This is a genomic window from Planktothrix rubescens CCAP 1459/22 (assembly GCA_904830895.1).
GTDB lineage: Bacteria > Cyanobacteriota > Cyanobacteriia > Cyanobacteriales > Microcoleaceae > Planktothrix > Planktothrix agardhii.
Window position 1 is genome coordinate 3,332,994 of sequence record LR882958.1, and the last position, 21,422, is coordinate 3,354,415.

Below are 21,422 nucleotides of genomic sequence, written 5' to 3' on the forward strand. Positions count from 1 at the left end.
TACTATTGTAGAAAAAAATCAAAAAACTGGCGAGTAATATTAAATCCCTATCAATTGGCTGGTAAAGATATCAACTTACACAGCCAAAAATTCAAGTTAAGAGCGAGTTTGACTGGCTTGCAACTGTTGTAACAGTTCTTCGGAGTTTTTGGCAGGTTTATTACATTTTAATCCCTGACAAACTAAGCCAATAATATCATGAGAAAGCGTGTTATCAACTTTAAAAATAGTTGAGGGGAAATACTGCACACCTAACCCTAAAATTTGTTCGGGAGAAGTCCGAACTAGGGTATTATTCCGATACCAGTCTAACGCCGTAAATAAACTCGGACAAGCTTGGGGGGATTTTTGCATCACCGAACTAAAGGCGGTTAAACCTTGTTCCGCTTGGTCTAAAAAATCCAGATTTTCTGTTAATAAAAACAGACGCACTAAATTAGCAATAGCTACCCCATTCGCCGCCGGAGTTGCATTATCAATATAACTGCGTTCTCGAACTAATAAATCTTTTCCGGTATCTTTGGCGGTATTAAAATAACCTCCTAATTCCACACTCCAAAGTAAATCATTAAATTCTTCTTGAACTTTTTTCGCCTGTTCTAACCAATAATCTGGCTGTACTAAAGCTGTAGTTAATGTTAAACTAGCTTGGTGTAAATCAATCAAAGATTTAACTAATAACGCATAATCTTCAGACTGAGCTACAACATCCGGTTTTCCTTCATAATTAACTCGATGTAAACGTCCATCTACCCATTGATGATTCAGAATAAATTGGGCTGCTTTTGTGGCTAATTCTAAATACTCAACTTCCCCAAAAACCTTTGCAGCCTTGGCTAAACCCGAAATCATTAAACTATTCCAAGCTACAATCATTTTAATATCCGTAACCGGAGGAATTCTACCTAACCAATTATGGGTTTTTGCCTCCTGATTATTGCGGGCGGGGGCAAATAGTTTTAATGTTTTTGGCATTTCCCCATACCGAACTTGAAACAGTTTTTCTAAACCAGATTCGATGATATCACTTAACTCATCTGCATTGCAACGTTGTAAGACATTTTTACCTTCAAAATTACCGGATTTTGTAATAGTAAATTGTTTTTGTAGGGCGGCATATTCTTCAGGAGTTAATATTTTTTCCAGTTCGCTATTATTCCAAACATAAAAAGCCCCTTCTTCCGGTTCTGACCACCCCGAAGCCTCCCCTTGGTAAGGGGGGGATGGGGGGGTAAAATTATCGGCATCTTGGGAAGCATAAAAATAACCTTCCGGGGCTGTCATTTCCCGTTTTAACCATTCAACAGTGCCTTGAATTGAGCGTTTAAAGGCAGGTTTTTGAATACCAGCACTCCATAAATCCGCTAAATATTCCACAATTTGCCCGTTATCATAGAGCATTTTTTCAAAGTGGGGAACTGTCCAAGTCGGGTCAACAGTATAGCGATGAAATCCCCCCGCAACGTGGTCATAAATTCCCCCTAAAGCTAAGTCTAAACCCCGTTGAGTACAGGCTTCTTTCCCATCATATTTTGACTCAAAATTAAACCGAATTGTTCGTAATGCCATCTCAGAATAGGGAATCATCGGAAACCTTGGCCCCCCATATTCATTGCGACTAATCACCCCAGTATTGGCTTCTAATCCTATTTGTAATAAATCTTCAGTTAATGTAGAAATAGGTAAAATTGTAGACTGCTGCAAATGCGTCATAATTTCATCTTTAAACGCTTGCAATTTGGTTTTTTCTAAGTCATAAAATCGACGAATTGCTTGTAAAACTTCTAAAAATCCTGGTCTACCATAACGGGGTTCTAAGGGGAAATAAGTGCCGCCATAAAAGGGGATTCTTTCATCGGGAGTTAGGAATATATTTAACGGCCATCCTCCTTGACCAGTCATCATTTGTAAGGCTTGCATATAAATACTATCAATTTCTGGCCGTTCTTCTCGATCAACTTTAATTGGCAAGAAATTTTGATTCATATATTGAGCAATTCCAGGGTCAGAAAATGCCTCTCCTTCCATTACGGTACACCAATGACAACTGGAATAACCAATCGAAAGAAATATGGGTTTATTTTGCTGATTTGCTGTTTCTAAAGCCTCGTCACACCAGGGCCACCAATCAATGGGATTTTCTGCGTGTTTGCGAAGATAGAGACTTTTGGACTCAGAAAGACGATTAACCATTACAGATACCTAAAGTTTAATATTAAGTAGAGACGTGCCATGGCGCGTCTCTGCGGGGACTATTAATTATATCAAATTTGGGTATAATTTTTTAAATTAGTAATTCATGGTTTAATATTAAATCTGGGTAGAGACGTGCCATGGCGCGTCTCTACGGGGATTATTATATATCAAATCTGGGTATAATTTTATGATTAGCAATTCATGGTTTAATATTAATATCGTAGTAGATAGACGCGCCGTGGCACGTCTCTACGGGGATTATTAATTATATCAAATTTGGGTATAATTTTTTAAATTAGCAATTCATGGTTTAATATTAATATCGTAGTAGATAGACGCGCCGTGGCACGTCTCTACGGGGATTATTAATTATATCAAATTTGGGTATAATTTTTTAAATTAGCAATTCATGGTTTAGTATTAATATCGTAGTAGATAGACGCGCCGTGGCACGTCTCTACGGGGATTATTAATTATATCAAAATTTTAAAATCATGGTTTCTCGACGACGCTTTAATCAACTTGCTGCTTATTTTTCTTTAGGATCTCTAATTCCTTCTGGTGTTTCTCAATTATTTAACTTTAGCACAAATGAAGCAGAAATTCAAGAGAAATTTAAAACTTTATTATCAATTTTAGATCCAGAAATTGAGTTATTAGTTCCGACTTATTTAGGTAATGATCAACGGCGTTTTTATGGGCGAGGAGTGCCGGAAAACCTGAAAGAAATTCATAAATTCCCATTAGGAACAGGAGTAACTTATGTGGGACGTACCCGTAAAGTTTGGAGTGGGGCGGGATGGACAGGACAACCAACTATTACCCGCGATCGCGGCAAAACCTATTTAATTATAGGAGCATTTGACCATTATTTAAGAAAAATAGAATTAGAAACTCAAAAGGAAATTTGGAGATATAAATTTGATGATGTGGTTAAAGGAACATCAAGTATTTATATTGATCAAACTGCAACAGATGAGAACCAAATTGTCGTTTTACAAGGGAGTCGTAGCAGTATGTCAAAAGGAGGATTAGCTACAAGTTTCCGGGCAATTTCCTTTAGGACGGGAAAAGAAATCTGGAAATTAGATTTACGTCCCACCCCAAGTTATAGTCGAGATAATGATAGTTCGCCGTTATATTTAGGGGATGGAGTTATTTTTAATGCTGGGGAAAATGCGATCGGTTATTTTCTCAATAGTTCAGCTAAAACGGCGGAAAAAAAATCGGGTTTCTTGCAACCTAAAATTTTATCAGAAGTCAAACTTTATCAGGATGGAGATAGTAGCAGACATGGGGGAAATTTAGTTAGTGAATCCTCTCCTTCTCGGTTAGATAATCGGATTTTTATGGCATCGGGTTCGGGACATATTTATGGAATTGATATAAAAAATAGAAAAATTATTTGGGATTTTTATACGGGTTCCGATATTGATGGGTCGGCGGTTATTTCTCAAGATGGTAAGTTATTTTGTGCGATTGAAAAACAATATATTCCGGGAAATGGAGGTGTGCTTAAACTCAATCCTAACAAGAATCCTCAAGATAGTTTGGAATGGTTTTTACCCACCCAAAATCGAAAATTTAATACCTGGGATGGCGGTATAATAGGTTCTGTGGCGTTAAATGATGAATATAACCCCGATGGATTTCCGGCTATTTTTGCCACCAATGCCATTGACGGTTATTTATATATTGGTTCTCAAATGATCACAACGGATAAAACCGTAACTGGGCCATTAGGAAAGGGAGAATATAAAACTCCTTTAATATTAGTCCAAGAAAAAATCGGAGCCTCGATTTCAACTCCTATTTTTACCGATGGTTATAAGTTAGTAACGGCGGGATATAATGGGGTTTATTTATTTAATTTATATTGGGAAGAAGCCAGAGCAAATCAAAGCAATGCTATTCCTAACCAACGGGGGGAATATTATCGGTTAAGAGTCGAAGAAAAGGGACGATTTAAACCCGAAGTTTCCTTTGAGTCAACGCCTGTGGTTTGGAATAATCAGGTGATGATTTGTGGACGGGATGGGGGATTATATACATTAGGTTAAAACTATCAGAAACCCGGTTTCTCCCAGAAGGGTTAGGGAATAGGAACTTTTTGGCTTTTTAATCAGGGTTGAGCCAGTTTTCTACTTTCAAATTAGGAACACGGGAAAATTCACGGACATTGTTTGTAACTACGGTTAGATTTAATGTCAAAGCATGGGCAGCAATTAATAAATCATTACTTCCAATGGGAGTTCCTTGCTGTTCTAAATAAGTACGAATTTCTGCATAATATTGCTCTACAGGATGAGTCAGAGGTAGTATTTCAATACTATCCAAGATAGTTTCCAGTTTTTCTATAAGCTTTTGAGAGTTCTTTTTTTTGGGCTCCAAACTTTGATTCACAGGCTACGATAATACTTGTACAAACTTGATATTCTCCGACCTCTTGAATTTTATAAAATATCACTCCTCTGGGGTTTTTAATTAATTCGGAGATGATGTTTGTATCTAATAAGTATAAATAATTCATTTTTATAATTCGATATCATCTAAGGGTAATAATCCTTCGTCCACGTCTGCAAAGTCTTCGTCTAAGGGTTCAAGGGTAGAAAGGGTTTGTAGGAGGGATTTTTTCTGGACGGGGGAAATAATAGCAAAGGGGATACCGTCTTGGATGATGGTGAGGATTTCGCCTGTTTTTTTTGCTTGGTTAATTAGGGTTTGGAGGGTTTCGGGAAGTTCAGCAAAGGTAATTTGTGTCATAATAAAAAAATGGGAAGTTTGGAAACCGCTTCTCTTCAGAGCGCGGAGGAAAAACGACTCAGGAGAATTTATTCTCGGTGAATACTAGATTAGGAATCGACAAAAATTGTTGTATTTGCCGATTCCCGGTTTTTTTGGTATTTCTACCACACTGATTTCTCAGGTAATGTTAGCTTCGCCAATGTTATCAGTCGGTACTTTCTCGAAAGCACTGTCTTACCCCTCGTAAAACTGTTTAACTTTCAAGTTTTAGAGCTTGGGACTAGCTTCGCATCCCAAGGTAAGAACTTTAACGCTTCCCGATAACGTAGCCAGTTAAGGCTAAGGCGGGTACGAGCTATCCAAAGGAGAGGCATGAAGCCCCGTCTCTTCAGAGCGGGGTGCTGACGGTGGTTTCTAGGGTTAGGGAAGATCAACTTGGCTTACATCTATTTTAACTGTGACGGCGGTACGATATTCTTTTAATAATATTACCCCAGCGAGCGAGGACGCTCGCACTACTCGATGGCAATTTTATCAATTTCTTTCATTAGTCTATCGGTTTCCGTCAAGGCAACGATAATTTTTTGATAATGGAATATGTCTTCAATTTCTAATTTTCGGTCTTTGCGGTCTTTGAGCCATTTTTGAGCGGGTTGATAGCCACCAATATAAAAGTTCCAAGCTATTTCGGGAACAAAATTAAAATATTGGGTATTGTTAATGTAAACCTTACCATCTTGATACTTTGGTTTTGTGACAATATTATCTCCATCTATGGGATATTGTGTAATATATTTTTCAACGGTTGGGCTTTCTAATAAATGGATTTGTCTGATTTCTCCACCTAATTTTACCAATTGCCAAAAAGTGTTTTGGTCTTTGGGATAGGGGACTCTCGGAAAATCAATTTTCAGAAACTCTTTATATTTTTCTCGGTAATTTGGCGAGTGTAAAACTGCATAAATATAGTCTAAAATATCTATGGGTGCAAATGTGTTTTCTGTGGTTTCTTTCTCGTTGGTAAAAGTTAATCCTAATTTTTCTGCTATTTGCTTTATAATGTCTGTGTTTAGGTTTGGTGTTCTTTCGGCTGTTTGCCCGATGATTTGTTGGGCGTTGGTTTCTGGATAAAGATAAAGAGGAGCGATATAATCTCCACCTTGCATTCCTGGTCTTGACCAACTTCTAAAATCAATTATATTTTTTGACACCATTGCGGAAGCAGAATTTTCTTCGGCATTACCAAGTTTATATACAATACCTACATTTCCTTTGGCAAAATGTTGCATTACTTCTGTTCTTGGATAACAATGAAACCCCTTTGATTTTCCTGTGTAAAATGTCCATCTAATATCAAAAGGTCTATAACTAATATTTACAATTGCTCCTTTGTTTGGATAATTATTTTGTAAGTCCTTTTTTGCAAAATTAACTTGCCAGTCTCTTACATCTTTACCTAAATCAAACCTAATTCTTGCCGTTTCATCATCTAAACTTAAAAATTCTTCAATAGTTTTTTGCAATTCAAATTTTGTTTTATGTATTGTAAAACCATCCCTTGCGGTAACAATACCAACATTATTTAATGTAAACAATTCAGTTATCTTAATGCCATTGTTATATGTTTCTTGAACATCAAAATCTTTTGATACAAAAAAATAATTAGGAGCGATATTAGGTAGTTCTTTATAAGGAACAGTTTTTAAAGTATTATCAGAAAGAAAATCATATTTCATTTCTCTTTTGCCATACAAGTCAAAATGAAATAGTTTTCCTAATTCGTTTGCCTTTTTCTTTCCTGTTTTTACAAATAAATTTATTGAAACACCTTGCATAATGTCAAATACATTAACATCAGCACTTCCATCAGGTGCAGTTTCTTTTTTCTTGCTATTTCCGTGTAAGTCTATAGTATAAATTTTGTCATAAGTTTTTAGCAAATTCCAACGCATTCCACGAAAAGTTGGGTTATCTAAAAAGCCGTGGGGATTGATAAAAGCCAAAACACCACTTCCATTTTTTTCAATAAAATGCTGTCCGTAACGCAAGAATTTAACGTAATCATCATTAATCCATTTTGGATTTCGTTCGTTTAATTTTAATTTTCCGCCGGGTTCTTTTTTATAATCTTCCATTAAGCTCATAATCCATTCACCCTTATTGGCACTTTCTCCACTATAAGGTGGATTCCCAATAATACACATTACAGGCGTATCTCTTTTAATATAATTAGCTTCATTAGCTTCGGCACTTAACCAACTTGCAAATAGCGTTCCCGTGTCGGGGTGCTGTTCTTCTAAGCTGTTAGTAAGGTACACTCTAAAACGTTGATTTGTAGTGGGTTTATAGCCAGTTTCAGTTAATAGTAAATCCAATTGAAGATGTGCCATGGCATAACTCGCCATGAGCAACTCAAAACCGTTGAGACGGGGCAATAAATGGGTTTCTACATAATTGCTCCAAATCCCTTGTTGTCCGGCAAATTTGTTATGAATATGTTTAATAACTTCCGCCAGAAAAGTTCCGGTTCCGGCGGCGGGGTCAAGGATTTGGACTTTGTGAACTTCCTGCTCAACCAGTTTTCCCTGCACATCAACCTTGATTTTAGTTTTGCTATTGTCCGCCAGTCCTTGGGGTAAATCAAATTCCGTTTTTAAAATATCATCAACCGCTCTAACTATAAAATTTACAACGGGTGCGGGTGTGTACCAAACACCACGAGCTTTACGCAATTTTGGGTCGTATTCACTTAAAAAGGTTTCATAAAAATGGATAATTGGGTCTTCCATTTTTGTAGATTTACCGTAATTTTTTAAAATTTCTTCGACATTACAAGCTAAAAATATTTCTACTAAATTATCGACTATCCATTTAATTCGATCATCAATATCTGGCCCAGCAATGTATCCAAATAGCTTTCTTAAAAACGGATTTGATTTAGGAATAAGTTCCGCAGCTTTCTGTCGGCTGAAAGTTTCTAAAATCGGGTCATGTAATCGAGCCGCAAACATCCCATAAGCAATAGTTTGAGCATATACATCAGCAAATTCTTTAGGGGTAATATCGTGAATTAGGATTTTCTTAAAAGCACCCATTTGGTCTTTAAGCGTACTATTTTCTTGGTTAATTTCGTCACTCATTAAGGCTTTTTCAATTACTCCTGAAAGAAGACGAGCTTTCCCTGCCATCATTTCTGCTAGTTTTTTAGGACTTTTGATCGTTTGTCCGATGTGAGTACAAAAATCTCTAATTAGGTTAGTAAATGTTAAGAAATTTTCGGGTAAAGATTTAATCCCTTTCTCTGTTACTTCTCCTATGGCAATTTTAGTAATAAATTCGCCATCTCTATATAAATGAAAATCAAGATAATCCGTGAAAATTAAGTTATTTAAAGATGCTTTGTAACGATCAAATTGTTCTTTATTACCTGTCTTTTTAGCTCCTTTAAGGTCTTTATCCCCAATATCTTTGGCTTCTATAAAACCAACGGGTATATCTTTTTTTGTTAAAATATAATCCGGTGCTCCACAGGATTGCCGTTTAGGTTCATTGGTCGCACTAATAGTAGGAACCAAATTTTCAATCAGTTGTTGTAAATCGCCTCGAAAGGTATGTTCAGTTGCATTACCTAGTTGATAACGCTTATTTATATCTTGAATGTATTTTTCTATCATTTCCGACCTCTTGAATTTTATAAAATTGAATATAGAACTCAAAAAACAAAGTAGCCTATTCAAGTTCTTTCAGACGATTTAACACCTCTTGATAGGCAGCTTTTCGACCTAATTTGTCATAAAGTTCCGCCGCTTTTTGAAAATCCGATCTGGCGTTAATTTTATTCTTCAATTCCAGATAAGCCAAAGCTCGATTATAATAGGCATCAGCAAAACCAGGATTTAAACGAATAGCTTCGGTATAATCCTCAATTGGATTAGGGGCACGGGTGGGTTCACCAATATTAGTGGCTAAAAGAGTCCGGGCAATTCCTCGATTAAAATAGGCTTCAGGAGTGTTAGGATCTAATTCAATCGCGTGATTAAAAGCATCAATCGCATCCCAGGTTTCACCTTGATCTAATAAAGTTAACCCTTGAAAATAAAACGCCTGATAGGTTCGCGGAAAATCTAAGGAAACGGGGTTAGCTTCCGGTAGTTTTTCATCAATGACTAAATCCGATAATTTTAAGCCTGTTTCTAACAATTTTGTGATAAATAAATTGATAGGAATAGCCGCATTGAATCCCGTTTTAATCGGGGCGACATCACCGGAACTGGTTTGAGCAAAGCCAAATTCTCCCTGTCCATGTAACCCCACCACTCGGCCTTCAGAATCGAAAACTGGCCCCCCACTCATCCCGCTCCAAGTCACCGCTTGATAGCGTAAATTATAGCCTTCTGGACGACTTTTCGGGCGACTGGTAACTAATCCAGGGGATAATTCGGGTTCCCTTTCTACTCCATTTAATCCCCCGGTTGCGGGATATCCATAAACATAAATCTGAGCACCAATAACTGCTTGTTCAGAATTACCTAATGTAGCAATCGGATAGTTTTGAGAACTTTCAAATTGAATAATAGCTAAATCCGGTTCTTTATCATCATTTTGTAACCGAACAATTTTTGTCTGTGGATGACTATTTCCATCGGAAGTTCGCACGGTATATTTAACATTTGGATCTTCTACAACATGATTCACCGTCAAAACCGTATAAACCTTGCCATTTTTAGCAATAATCACCCCAGACCCATCCCCTAACGGGCTGTTAATTTGTACTGTAATAGGTTCGGCGATTGCTGCCACCTGTTGCGCTGTTTTTGCCAGGACAATTGCAGACTGACTGACAACCAGGGTGACAACTGTTGCTGTTCCCGTTAGCAGATAAAGAAGGGAATCAGACGAAAACAACCCTAAACCCATAATTTAACTCCTAGATATAAATTCCCTTGATTTGTCATTATCCGTTACCCACTACCCGTTAAAAACTAGGACAAAATTCGTAAGAGGACATTTTGATCAATAGACGCAAATTCACTGGATTTTGTTCATCATTTTTCTGACTTTTATTTTAAGTTAATCCAAATTCGGTGTAAACAAACAATTTCAATATAACATTTCTGACTCCCTCCCCGCTAAAGACCTTGCATGGTCAGGAGACTGTTTCACATAAATAAGTTGGGAGTTTGGAAGCCCTGCATCTTCAGAGCCGGGAGGAAAAACGACTCACCGCAGTTTTAACTGTAGTCAGGACTTACGCAAATTTGGGGATGTAACCCTATAGCAATCCTAAATAGGTTGTAACATTTTAATACTGACATGAAACAGCCAGAAGTATTACCCCAGATCCGGCGTTCTCTCCCCCCCTAGCCCCCCGTGCACGGGGGGTTTGGGGGGGCTGTTCCGGTGTTCCCTTTTGCCCAAGACTTTTGAACACAACTCAAATAGGATTGCTATAGATGTAGGGGTAATTCATGAATTACCCCTACTAGGTTTGGTATCCACACCTATTTGCTATTTCTGATTAATTTTTTCCCAGAATGTTTCGATAATTTCAGTTAATATTAAACCCAAGGTTAATAAAATTTCTATGAATAGAAATAACGGCAGTAAAATTACTTGAAATAATCCCAGTAAAATTTTATTACTATTTTTCATCTGGGTTTGGACGGTCATCATTCTTAACCCCCGAACTAATAGTCTAATTAAGCGAATTCTATAGCTAATTTTTAAGTCTTTAAACTTGGGATTATCAAATTGAATTTGACCGGAATCAAAGATTTGATTTAATCTTGAAATCGAACTTTTGGTGTCAATTTGATTAAAGTTTAAGTGGAGCCAAGTTAAACCACAAAGTCTGCCTAAAATAAAATCCTGTTCTCGGTATTTTCTATCAAAAAATCCTCCAAAAGCGTTGATAAAATCTGAAGCTAATACTTGCTCGACGTCTGTAGGTTTCTCGACTAGAGGAGTTTTGAATAAATATCGGAATTTTTTATATAGATTTTCTAATTCCTCTTGCGCTTCTACATTTTCAATCCCTGAAATTTGATTCAAAATTAAGGGTGTAATGGGCGATAATTGGATATGATGATAGGGGATGGCTTTTTCTAGGTCGGTTTTTATTTTAGAAACAGTTTCCCCGGACTGGTTGGTGGGTAAAGTCTCTAAAAGGGATAATATATTCTCTTTATAATCCACTTGTTGATTGATTTCTACAATCTTTTTTAACTGTATGGCATCCTGTTGAGCAGACGGAATATTTAACCCATCAAATAACAAGTCAAATAGATTAAAATTGTTCTTTTTTAAGCTGGGTCTACTTTCTAAGTTTTCCAAAGATGAGGGAGAAACATAAGCATAAATTCGCTGCTCTCGTTCGGCTTTAGTTTTGATGTTAAAATCATGACTGAATTTAATAAAATCCGCCCCTTCTTCTTGAATTAAATACTCTGAGTTGGGCAAAGAAGTTAAGTAAATTCTCGCTTCTAAATCAATGGCTTTGAGAATGGGTAAATTATCTAAAATTCCCCCGTCACTATACCAAAATTTGAGAGTTTCTTGGCTACAAAACATCGGTAGAGCCGGATCTAGTTGTTGTTTTCTGGATTTATCAGAGATTGTAAAATAAGCTGGACTCAGATTTTTTAAGTTATAACTTTTAACATTAGATGAATCTTGAATTGGAGGGAAGGCAACGGGAAATGCTCCCGAAATTAGGCTGGTGTCAATTACTTTTTTCCAAATTTTTTGTAAGCGATCGCCTTGACGATTTAACTCAGAATGAAACAAAAACTGCCGAGTTTCTGCATGGTTAACGGCTGGAATACCGGAAAAATTGCGACATTTGTTTTCATAAGTTACTAACAGCCCTTGTAAATTCGTAACCGTCATTACTAAGGCTAAGGGTTGATGAACTTTCAGTTGATCGGTATTTTCCGTAATTAAATTAGCAATATTTTTAATCCCTTTTTGAGATAATAAACTTTCATTTTGACTGTTAAATAAATTATTCAAAACTTGACGGTAATCTTCAATGGCAAACACCGTATCAATATCTTTCATATCAGCTTTTTCTACCCAAGCTCTTTGTAAGATATTTTGGGACTCATACTCAGTATCAGTAATCTCTCGATTTAATAAATAATAAGCTGTAATTGCTCCGGTCATCGCCCCAGCAGATGCTCCGGTAATCAAATCAATTAACAGGGGAGAATTGTCTTTTCTGGCTTGTCTAACTAATTCAAAACACACCCCAGCCATATAAGCTCCGAGGGCAATTCCTCCTGACAAATTTAGGGAAATTTGACTAGGATTGGGAGAGGTATTTTCTAGGGTCATAACTATTAGAATTTGCAGAAAGGCACCGTTGTTGGGCTTTAGCCCTTTCTTCTTAGGGCTAGGAGGGGCTAAAGCCCAATAATTAGGAGGGGCTAAAGCCCAACAACTAGCCCAATAATTAGGAGGGGCTAAAGCCCAATAATTAGGAGGGGCTAAAGCCCAACAACTAGCCCAACAACGGGATATTAGGATTGAAGTTTGGCTTTCGGACGCAAAAACTTAATAACTGCATATAAATCCGGGTCGGTTTTGGCTTCCTCTCGATAACGGGCACTCAGATCAATTGCTTGCTCTAAATTTTCAACGGCTAATTCCGTTTGACGTTGTTGAGCATAAATAATTGCTTTATTATAATAAGCATCGGCATAATCGGGTTTTAAAGTTAACGTCCGATCTAAACTTTCTAGGGCTTCTTTTCCCCGTTTTAACTTAATTAAAACATAACCGCGATAATTCCAGGCTTTAGAATTATCCGGGTCAAATTCAATCGCCTGATCAAAAGATGTTGCCGCATCTTGATATCTTTCAATTGCTTGTAATGCCATACCTCGATTTAACCAAGCCACACTATCTTCTGGTTTGGCTTTCACCGCCTGATCAAAGGCTTCAAAGGCGTCTTGATGTTTTTGTAATTTGCCATAGGCTACACCTAAATCTACCCAGGCTTGGTGATAATCTGGTTTAATTTCTAGGGCTTTTTTATAGGATGCGATCGCCTCATTTTGACGTTTTAATCGACTTAATGCCATGCCTCGATTTAGCCAAGATCGGTAATCATTGGGTTGCAATTCTACTACTTGATGAAAGGTAGCTAAAGCATCTTCATAACGGCCTTCAGCAAACAATAAATTCCCCCGTTGCACATAATCATCAACATTTAAAAATAACTCCGGTTTATTGGATTTTAACCGATCTAATTGTTCGGAAATGGTGTCAATTTTCTGGATCATTTCTGAAACCGCCGATTCCATTAAATCCGTTGGCGAAACGGCTAATAACTGTTGGAGAATTTCATCTTTTTTCACCAAAGCTTCCGACTGCATTGCCACTAATTCTTGAAAAATCCCCGCTTTTTGAGCATTAGCATCCGCTTGAACTTCTGTGATCTGTTCCGTTAACATTAAATCAAATTTATCTAATTTATTAAAAGTAGAATCCTTGCGGGTTTGTAAATCTCCTCTTAACTGTTCAATTACCCCAGTTACATCTTGATCAAACTTCTCTAACCGTTGGACAATTCGTTCTTTTTGGGTTTTCCATCCGGTTTGACTATCAGCAATAATGGTAGCATATTCCGCTTCTAATTGTTGTAATCTTTGTAACTTTTCATCGACTTGAATCTGTAATTGTTGTTGATAGGTTGCTAGTTGGGTTTCTGCTTGCTGTTCCAACTGTTGAATGCGTTGGAGTTTCTGCTCCATTTGTCCTTGAATTCTGCCTTGGGATTCGGAGAGTTGAGTCACCGCATCCTTGCCAAATTTCTCTAAATTTTTCAGGGCTAAATCAATTTGTTCTTGAGCTTTTTGTTCCGATTTAATTCTAATTTCTTCTAGTTGCGGAGCGAAATCCGTTTCATAACGTTCTAAACGAGCAAAGACCCGATCTTTTTGGGTTTCTGCCTGTTTTTGTAGTTGGGATAACTCCTGAGCTAATTCAGTTTCAATTTGTTGTAAATTCTTGCCCACGGTATTTTTTTGACCTTCGACATCGGTTTGCCAACCGGATACGGTGGTTTTAAATTCTGTACCCACCTGTTCAAGAGTTTTGAATAGGCGATCGCGTTGATTTTGAACTTGAATTTGTAACTCGGATAATTGATTAGTTAAAGTGGCTTCTGATTGTTTGAAATTCTCTAAAACCGTATTTTTTTGACCATCCACATCCGCCTGCAACCCGGCGACATGATTCGCGTAATTTGTTCCCAGTTTATCTAAGTTTTGTAAGATTAAATCCTGTTGATTACTAGCGCGATTTTGTAAATCTGCCAATTGTTTAGAAAACTCAATTTCTAAGCGATTAATTTCCTGGGTAACTTCTTGAGTTTCCTGTTGAAAATTTTGTAATGCTCCTTGACGAACTTGGGATAATTCAGTTAACCATTCCCCAATTTGATTGCGATGGGTTCCTAATTCATCCTGAAAATCATCCGCTTCTGCATTCAGGTCTTGAGCAATTTTATCGGTTTCCCGAATCACCGCTTGCATTTGTTGATTAGCGACGGCAATTTTTCCTTCTAAATCCCCTAATTCATTCAGATGATTTTTAACAATAACGGTTACTTCTCGGACAACGGAACGCCGTAATAACCATAATCCCACTAAGGTTGCTGCTAATAGAATTCCTAACAATCCTAATAGGAGATTAAACAGGGTCATTGTCTGTTTAAAGGTGCGTTGAGCTTCCGCTTGAACTTGTTCCTGTAAAAGCTGCTGTTGTCGCAGTTGTTCCAGTTCCAGCCGCTCCTTGGGGGATAGGGTTTTTGTCGGAGTGCTGGGTTTCGGTTCTGGAGACTTGGGGGACTGAGCCATGCTGACTCCCGCCGAAAGTAATACTAAAGTCAGAATCACGCTGCTGCGGGATATCCAGGCCAAAAAATTCAGGCGTCGATCCGAGATCACACCAGCATCAGTCCGTTGATAATTTTGCATGAATAGCTTTGTCTGCTTAACCAAGTCCGAGTTCTCCAACCCATCCCCTATAGTTTACCCTAAATCCAAGCGATCGGATTCTTAATCAATTACCTGATTCCCCGATCAATGAAAACTAATTTCCAATCTGGGACTGACCTAATAATTGATCTGATTAGGGTAACAATTGCGGTAAAATCATCAAAATTCTAGGGTAAAAATGATGATTTTTAAGAGTCGATGGATGACTTTAATCTTAACCAGTAGTTTGTTTATTTTTAGCGGGGGATGTAGTAACACAAACCCGACAAAAACAGCAGAAGTCGCCGCAGAAATTATCAAACCTCAACCCCCCAAACCCCAATCTTATACAAAAGAAGCAGAATTAATCGCCGTGGGGGATATTATGATGCACGGAGCTCAAATTAAATCCGGTTATAACCCAACTACAAAAACCTATAATTATGATAATTTTTTTAAAGAAGTTAAAGGAATTTTATCATCAGGAGATTGGGTGATTGGCAACTTAGAAACTACCCTATCAGGCCCGGAAACTGGATATACAGGATATCCTTTATTTAATGCTCCAGATTCTTTAGCAGATGCGATTACTAAAGCCGGATTTAATATTATCTCAACTACAAATAATCATTCTTTGGATCGAGGAGAAAAAGGCGTTTTAAAAACCTTAGAAAATGTGAAAAAACGAGGTTTAATTTCCGTGGGAACGGCTGCCTCGGTTGAGGAAGCTGAAAAAATAGTTATTGTTGAAAAAAATAATATTTCCATGGCAATTTTGGCTTATAGTTATGGTACTAATGGTATCCCGATTCCCAAGGGTAAAAATTATTTAGTCTCATTAATAGATGCTAAAAAAATCACCGAAGATATTACTAAAGCTCGTAAATTAGGGGTAGATGTGGTCACGGTTATTTTACATTTTGGTTCAGAATATCAACGTCAACCGAATACCGAACAAAAAACCTTAGTAAAACAGTTAGTTGATGCTGGGGCTGATATTATTTTAGGGAGTCATCCCCATGTTGTGCAACCCTATCAAGTTTTTGAACAAACTGGGAAATTAGGAAAGTCTAAAAAAGCTGTAGTTATTTATTCTATGGGGAATTTTGTCTCTAATCAACGGGAAAAATATCGAGATTTAGGGACTATTTTTAAAGTGAATATTTTAAAGAATTTTCCTGATAAAACCATTGAAATTAAAGACATTCAAACCCTACCCACTTGGGTACATCGCTATGATCAGAATGGGAAATATCAGTTTCGGATTCTACCCATAGCACAGGTATTAAAATCTGGCAAAGATCCCTTATTATCGGCGGGAGATTATCGACAGTTAGAAATTGACTTAAATAATATGAATCGTCATCTTAATTCTTTAAAGTAGAGTATTCAAGAAACCGGGTTTCTAATTAAGATTAATTGTATCCGATCAATATTTGTTGAGAAACCCGGTTTATGTCGTGCGATCGGGAGTGTAGTAATCAATCCACTCTCTTAACTTTTGGACAAGTAAATGAACTTTTGTACTGGGATTAGCTTGTATTGGTGCAACTCCCTTTTGGGCCTGTAAAAGAATTTCAGCCCGTTCAATTGCGTTTAATTCATTACCAAATTGGTTGATTTTTTCGACTATCTGTATATTACCATGATCGTATACGAAATTAGACTCATTGGGATTTTGCCTGATAAGTTCTCCTAGACGAGTGTAAATATCCGATCTAGGAATAGGAGGATGTGAAGGCACTTCTTCTAAGTGTAGTAAAAACCAAAGCTCAAAAGCTTCATTACTATATGCGATTTCAAATTTATTTTGGTTTGCTATTTCAAATGCTTCGTCAAAATTCTTTCGTGTATTAACATTAAAATCTGCATCATCTTTATCAAAAACAACCCAAACAGCATCATCTCTGCCAAACTCTTTTTTAGATTCTGCTTCTAATTCAGCTTTTTCAATAATTGCTTGATTGACAACACCTAATGGTGACAAACCTGTACCTACTGGTCTTAAATACAATGTACCATCAGGAAACAGATCAACAAATTGTTGAAAATATTCTGGCTCAGTTTTTTGATCTTCACAAACAATTAAAAAAAAGTATTCGTAGCGCCGCACTCTTTTTGGACGTTCAATTGTTTCTTTAGTTGCCTTTTGTTTTAACTTACCTTTCCTTGCCATTGCTTTTTATAATTACACTAGATTAAAATTTCCTAAAACTGGAATTGCCCCATATCTACCTTCAAAATATCTTTTTTCTTTATCTGTATCGGGTCTTTCTTTTTCAGGTATTCCGTTTTTTTTATCCATATAAATAAAATCAGATAAAGAATAAAATTCCGTCGATTCCCAAGGATTTTTTTCAGTAAAATATATCTGATCTCTTCTCAAATTAGCATAAGACAATAAATTGGTATCATGGGTAGCAAAAATTAATTGAGCATGATTAGGGTTAGTCTTATTATTCAAAAACATATTGATTGTATGAAGCGTCATTATCGGATGCAATTTTCCTTCTATTTCGTCAATAATTAATATGCCTCCATTCATCAAAGTCCATAGTATGGGCCCACTTAAATGAAATACTTTTTGAGTTCCTGGGGATTCATTTTTATTCAATTCCCAAGCTATTGATTTTTGAGTTTCTTGGTATTGACTGTTATAAATACGATGTGTTGAATAGACAGTATATTTTTTCGCTACGGTGAGTTCATTAATCAAAAAATTCTTAAATTCATCTGATATTTTTTCTGACAATTCTAATGGATCAAAATCTTGGTCTTGAACCTCTAAATCAATAATTCCAAAATTTAGGCTAGTAAAATATGCCTTAATTTTTTGACGATATTCTTGATCGTCCCAAAGACTAATGGTTTTGATTGCCTCATGATCTGTATTTAATCCGTCGATGATTGTATATTTCTTAAACCAATGAAGAATATTTTTTGCTTCTTCAATATTTAATATATCGCAAGTTGATAAAAATAATCCGTTGTCTCTTGTTGCTTCTATTGCGGCATCAATAATCGTTGAAGAAGCTTTTAAACCCGAAGAAACATCAATGATATCTTGGCTTCTTTGAAATAATTTAACTTCTCTACCTATAGATTTTCTAAATAGCCATTCTGAAACTATTTCATTTTGGTTGAATTCAATTCCATATCTGTATCTATCTTCTGCAATTAAAAAAACAATTTCCAAAAAAGTAGGTTTATTAATCCAATCTTCTCTAAGTAAAAAAGGGTCGTATGGTAACTTTGTTGTTGAAGAGAAACGTGCAGAAAAATTAATTAATTTTCCTAATATACCCATTGCTTTCAACAGGTTGGATTTTCCACTAGCGTTAGCACCATATATAGCCACAGCATTTAAAGCCTGATGCTTTCCCCTTTGAATGATATTTTCATAATGCTCCTTTTGCTTTGGGGCAGGAACCAAGCTTAACACTTGTTCTTCACCAATTGATATGTAGTTAGCGACTCTAAATTCTATCAACATTGCTTTTTTAGGGTTATTTTCGCAAAATCATACTGGTTCGATAATTTTAATATAACCAACCAGTATGATTTTGTCAATTAACCAGGACTACAGTTGTTTAACTTCCGAAACCAACTTAGCCACAACATCCTTGGCACTGCCAAACAACATCATGGTTTTATCCTTATAAAACAGTTCATTTTCTACCCCGGCAAACCCAGTGCTCATACCGCGTTTAATCACAATGGTATGTTTAGCTTTGTCCACATCCAAAATCGGCATCCCATAAATGGGGCTATTTTTATCTTCCCGTGCCGCCGGGTTCACCACATCATTGGCTCCGATAACTAACGCTACATCGGTTTGATCAAACTGCGGGTTAATGTCATCCATATCATATAATTGAGGATAGGGAACATTCGCCTCCGCTAATAGGACGTTCATGTGTCCGGGCATCCGTCCCGCCACCGGATGAATGGCATATTTGACATCCACCCCATTACTTTCCAATTGATCCACCAACTCCTTAACACTATGCTGGGCCTGGGCTACAGCCATTCCATATCCAGGTACAATCACCACAGAACGGGCATATCCTAACATCATCGCCCCTTCTTCGGTGTCAATACTGCGAACCGTTTGATCCGTTGAACCACCGCTACTAACAGTCCCAGAACCACTTTCTCCCGTGCCAAATCCGGCAAATAGCACGTTAGTTAAAGAACGGTTCATCGCCTTACACATAATCACCGTTAGGATAATCCCCGACGCCCCAACCAACGCCCCAGCAATGATTAACAGGTTGTTCATCACCACAAACCCGGCTGCTGACGCTGCCAACCCCGAAAAGGAATTTAACAGAGAAATCACCACAGGCATATCGCCACCCCCGATGGGAATGACAAATAACACCCCCAAAATTAGGGAAATGAACACTAACCCTAAAAATACCGACACATTAAAAGGAGTTAGGCAAATATAAACACTGCCGACTCCAAAAGCAACAAACAGCAGAATATTAAACTGTTGTTGCAGAGGAAATAAGATCGGAGAACCACTCATAATTCCCTGCAATTTGGCAAAGGCAATCATCGAACCTGTAAAGGTTATTCCTCCAATTAATACTCCTAAAATCGCAGTAATTGTTGTGCCTAAAGGGGGAGTTTCTGCTAGGGCTAAATAGCGCCAAAATTCTCCCACCGCCACCATTGAAGAAGCGGCACCCCCCAAACCGTTTAGTAAACCCACCATTTGGGGCATTTCTGTCATTTGAATTTTATAAGCCATCACTGCCCCAATGACCGAACCAATCACTAAGGCAAGGATAACCCATTCATAGTTCAAAACCTGCCGATCTAACATCGTGGCAACAACAGCAATTAACATCCCAATGGCGGCCCATAAATTGCCACTTCTAGCTGTTGCTGGAGATCCTAACTTTTTCAATCCAAAGAAAAAGAATGTGACAGCTACTAAATAGCTGAGTTGTATTCCCGTTAAGCGAATATCCATTAGGCTTTAACCTCTTTTTTCTTGAACATTTCCAGCATTCGATCTGTGACTAAAAAGCCACCGACAACGTTAATCATGGCGAGAATAATTGCAATAAATCCCAGAATAACGGTGACATTCCAATCGCGATCGCCAGCAATAATTAACGCTCCTAAAACGGAAATTCCTGAAATCGCATTTGCCCCAGACATCAGGGGAGTATGCAAAGTTGGCGGAACTTTCGTAATCACTTCAAACCCCGCAAATGTTGCTAAAACAAACACAAACAATGCGGAAATTAATGTTTCTGCGGTCATATAATTTTAGATTTAGAGATTGTGAACTTAACCAGAAATCGAGACTTGTTGACTATTTGCGCTTAAAGCATCTTTAACCCGCCCGGAACGAATTTCACCATTATGGGTTACACAAGATCCATCGAGAATATCATCACTAAAATTAATCTCCAATTGCTTATCTTTATTAATCATTAATCCCAATAAAGCCGAAATGTTTTTCGCATAAACTTCACTGGCATGAATGGGCATGGAAGCAGGTAAATTAATCGGCCCAATAATCGTCACACCATGTTTAACCACATCTTTTCCGGCTTCGCTGCATTCACAATTTCCCCCCTGTTCGGCAGCCAGATCGACGATCACCGAACCGGGTTTCATTTGGGCTACCATATCCTCCGTGACTAACACCGGGGCTTTTCTCCCCGGAACTTGGGCCGTTGTCACCACCACATCAGAAGCCGCGACGTGCTGCGTCAGGACTTCCCGGGTGCGTTCCTTGGCTTTTTCGGAAATTTCCTTAGCATAACCCCCCTCGGCCACGGTATCTTCCTCTAGGGACACATCTACAAACTTAGCCCCCAAACTTTGTACCTGTTCTTTAACTTCGGGACGAATATCAAACCCTTCGACGATAGCACCCAGACGTCGGGCCGTGGCGATCGCTTGTAACCCAGCGACTCCAGCCCCCAAAATTAACACCTTGGCGGGACGAATGGTTCCCGCGGCCGTGGTTAACATCGGAAAATATTTCGGTAAGGCTGCTGCGGCAATTAATACCGCCTTATATCCGGCCAAGTTTGCTTGGGAGGATAGGGCATCCATGCTTTGGGCGCGACTGGTACGCGGGATCAATTCCATACTAAAGGCGGTCACGTTCTGCGCCGCCAGTTTCTGGACTAATTCTGGGTTTCCCAAGGGGTTTAAAAAGGTAATTAAAACCCCTCCAGACTTGAGTTGAGAGACTTCAGAGTCCTCTAATACCCCGACTTTCAGCAGGACATCCACTTCGCCCCAAAGTGTCCCCTGATCAACGATTTTCGCCCCAACCTGTTCATAAGTTGCATCGGAAAAACAGGCCCGTTCCCCGGCCCCTGTCTCCACCCATACTTCCACACCCTGTTTAACCAAACGGGCGACAACATCAGGGATGAGGGCCACTCGCCGTTCATCTACCTGAATCTCTTTAGCAATGCCAATTTTCATAAATCTCCTGATAATTTGTTCACAGTTAACAGT

Annotated in this window: 15 protein-coding genes; 2 read left to right on the top strand and 13 right to left on the bottom strand. The window is 37.9% G+C overall.

Going from position 1 to position 21,422, the window contains the following annotated elements:
- Window positions 1–96 precede the first annotated feature (96 nt).
- Window positions 97–2,193: a thioredoxin domain-containing protein gene (locus NMG86_RS15605; RefSeq protein WP_026798008.1), complete on the bottom strand. Its 2,097-nt coding sequence runs from the start codon at window positions 2,191–2,193 to the stop codon at window positions 97–99.
- Window positions 2,194–2,690: 497 nt separating this feature from the next.
- Here NMG86_RS15605 and NMG86_RS15610 point away from each other — a divergent pair, with 497 nt between their 5' ends.
- Window positions 2,691–4,256 (top strand): PQQ-binding-like beta-propeller repeat protein, encoded by a 1,566-nt coding sequence (locus NMG86_RS15610; protein WP_043938569.1) that lies wholly within the window; start codon window positions 2,691–2,693, stop codon window positions 4,254–4,256.
- Window positions 4,257–4,314: 58 nt separating this feature from the next.
- Here NMG86_RS15610 and NMG86_RS15615 read toward each other — a convergent pair whose 3' ends face one another.
- The 7 genes from NMG86_RS15615 to NMG86_RS15645 form a co-directional block, all read right to left on the bottom strand.
- Entirely contained in the window at window positions 4,315–4,533 is a 219-nt protein-coding gene (locus NMG86_RS15615; protein ID WP_237747622.1) for a PIN domain-containing protein, read from the bottom strand.
- Window positions 4,526–4,726 carry a PIN domain-containing protein gene (locus NMG86_RS15620; protein WP_237747623.1) on the bottom strand — a complete coding sequence of 67 codons (201 nt, stop codon included), beginning with the start codon at window positions 4,724–4,726 and terminating at the stop codon, window positions 4,526–4,528. The genes NMG86_RS15615 and NMG86_RS15620 overlap by 8 nt, the downstream gene beginning before the upstream one ends.
- A 2-nt stretch (window positions 4,727–4,728) precedes the next feature.
- Entirely contained in the window at window positions 4,729–4,959 is a 231-nt protein-coding gene (locus tag NMG86_RS15625) for a prevent-host-death family protein (protein ID WP_026798010.1), read from the bottom strand.
- A 497-nt stretch (window positions 4,960–5,456) separates the two neighbouring features.
- Window positions 5,457–8,615, bottom strand: coding sequence for a type ISP restriction/modification enzyme (locus NMG86_RS15630; RefSeq protein ID WP_026798011.1), 3,159 nt, complete (start codon window positions 8,613–8,615; stop codon window positions 5,457–5,459).
- A 55-nt stretch (window positions 8,616–8,670) separates the two neighbouring features.
- The gene (locus NMG86_RS15635; RefSeq protein WP_026798012.1) at window positions 8,671–9,858 is read right to left on the bottom strand and encodes a tetratricopeptide repeat-containing S1 family peptidase; all 1,188 of its coding nucleotides are present in this window, start codon (window positions 9,856–9,858) and stop codon (window positions 8,671–8,673) included.
- 591 nt (window positions 9,859–10,449) lie between these two features.
- Window positions 10,450–12,276: a patatin-like phospholipase family protein gene (locus NMG86_RS15640; RefSeq protein ID WP_026798013.1), complete on the bottom strand. Its 1,827-nt coding sequence runs from the start codon at window positions 12,274–12,276 to the stop codon at window positions 10,450–10,452.
- A 185-nt stretch (window positions 12,277–12,461) separates the two neighbouring features.
- Window positions 12,462–14,924, bottom strand: coding sequence for a tetratricopeptide repeat protein (locus NMG86_RS15645; RefSeq protein WP_043938566.1), 2,463 nt, complete (start codon window positions 14,922–14,924; stop codon window positions 12,462–12,464).
- Between the two features lie 199 nt (window positions 14,925–15,123).
- Here NMG86_RS15645 and NMG86_RS15650 point away from each other — a divergent pair, with 199 nt between their 5' ends.
- Window positions 15,124–16,308 carry a CapA family protein gene (locus NMG86_RS15650; RefSeq protein ID WP_026786186.1) on the top strand — a complete coding sequence of 395 codons (1,185 nt, stop codon included), beginning with the start codon at window positions 15,124–15,126 and terminating at the stop codon, window positions 16,306–16,308.
- Between the two features lie 69 nt (window positions 16,309–16,377).
- On the opposite strand, the gene NMG86_RS15655 is transcribed toward NMG86_RS15650, so the two are convergent.
- The 5 genes from NMG86_RS15655 to NMG86_RS15675 form a co-directional block, all read right to left on the bottom strand.
- Window positions 16,378–17,100 (bottom strand): RloB family protein, encoded by a 723-nt coding sequence (locus NMG86_RS15655; protein WP_026786185.1) that lies wholly within the window; start codon window positions 17,098–17,100, stop codon window positions 16,378–16,380.
- A 12-nt stretch (window positions 17,101–17,112) separates the two neighbouring features.
- Window positions 17,113–18,417, bottom strand: coding sequence for an AAA family ATPase (locus NMG86_RS15660; protein WP_193372477.1), 1,305 nt, complete (start codon window positions 18,415–18,417; stop codon window positions 17,113–17,115).
- A gap of 87 nt (window positions 18,418–18,504) precedes the next feature.
- Window positions 18,505–19,908, bottom strand: coding sequence for an NAD(P)(+) transhydrogenase (Re/Si-specific) subunit beta (locus NMG86_RS15665; protein WP_026786184.1), 1,404 nt, complete (start codon window positions 19,906–19,908; stop codon window positions 18,505–18,507).
- Window positions 19,908–20,204 carry an NAD(P) transhydrogenase subunit alpha part 2 gene (locus tag NMG86_RS15670; RefSeq protein WP_026786183.1) on the bottom strand — a complete coding sequence of 99 codons (297 nt, stop codon included), beginning with the start codon at window positions 20,202–20,204 and terminating at the stop codon, window positions 19,908–19,910. The genes NMG86_RS15665 and NMG86_RS15670 overlap by 1 nt, the downstream gene beginning before the upstream one ends.
- Before the next feature lie 27 nt (window positions 20,205–20,231).
- On the bottom strand, window positions 20,232–21,389 hold the full coding sequence (locus NMG86_RS15675; protein ID WP_026786182.1) for a Re/Si-specific NAD(P)(+) transhydrogenase subunit alpha: 1,158 nt from the start codon (window positions 21,387–21,389) through the stop codon (window positions 20,232–20,234).
- Window positions 21,390–21,422 lie beyond the last annotated feature (33 nt).

Bases quoted from the DNA above. Each gene is read 5' to 3' on its own strand.
- NMG86_RS15640 (WP_026798013.1), bottom strand. From the start codon at position 12,276: ATGACCCTAGAAAATACCTCTCCCAATCCTAGTCAAATTTCCCTAAAT.
- NMG86_RS15630 (WP_026798011.1), bottom strand. From the start codon at position 8,615: ATGATAGAAAAATACATTCAAGATATAAATAAGCGTTATCAACTAGGT.
- NMG86_RS15625 (WP_026798010.1), bottom strand. From the start codon at position 4,959: ATGACACAAATTACCTTTGCTGAACTTCCCGAAACCCTCCAAACCCTA.
- NMG86_RS15660 (WP_193372477.1), bottom strand. From the start codon at position 18,417: ATGTTGATAGAATTTAGAGTCGCTAACTACATATCAATTGGTGAAGAA.
- NMG86_RS15645 (WP_043938566.1), bottom strand. From the start codon at position 14,924: ATGCAAAATTATCAACGGACTGATGCTGGTGTGATCTCGGATCGACGC.
- NMG86_RS15620 (WP_237747623.1), bottom strand. From the start codon at position 4,726: ATGAATTATTTATACTTATTAGATACAAACATCATCTCCGAATTAATT.
- NMG86_RS15650 (WP_026786186.1), top strand. From the start codon at position 15,124: ATGATGATTTTTAAGAGTCGATGGATGACTTTAATCTTAACCAGTAGT.
- NMG86_RS15610 (WP_043938569.1), top strand. From the start codon at position 2,691: ATGGTTTCTCGACGACGCTTTAATCAACTTGCTGCTTATTTTTCTTTA.
- NMG86_RS15665 (WP_026786184.1), bottom strand. From the start codon at position 19,908: ATGGATATTCGCTTAACGGGAATACAACTCAGCTATTTAGTAGCTGTC.
- NMG86_RS15605 (WP_026798008.1), bottom strand. From the start codon at position 2,193: ATGGTTAATCGTCTTTCTGAGTCCAAAAGTCTCTATCTTCGCAAACAC.
- NMG86_RS15655 (WP_026786185.1), bottom strand. From the start codon at position 17,100: ATGGCAAGGAAAGGTAAGTTAAAACAAAAGGCAACTAAAGAAACAATT.
- NMG86_RS15670 (WP_026786183.1), bottom strand. From the start codon at position 20,204: ATGACCGCAGAAACATTAATTTCCGCATTGTTTGTGTTTGTTTTAGCA.
- NMG86_RS15675 (WP_026786182.1), bottom strand. From the start codon at position 21,389: ATGAAAATTGGCATTGCTAAAGAGATTCAGGTAGATGAACGGCGAGTG.
- NMG86_RS15635 (WP_026798012.1), bottom strand. From the start codon at position 9,858: ATGGGTTTAGGGTTGTTTTCGTCTGATTCCCTTCTTTATCTGCTAACG.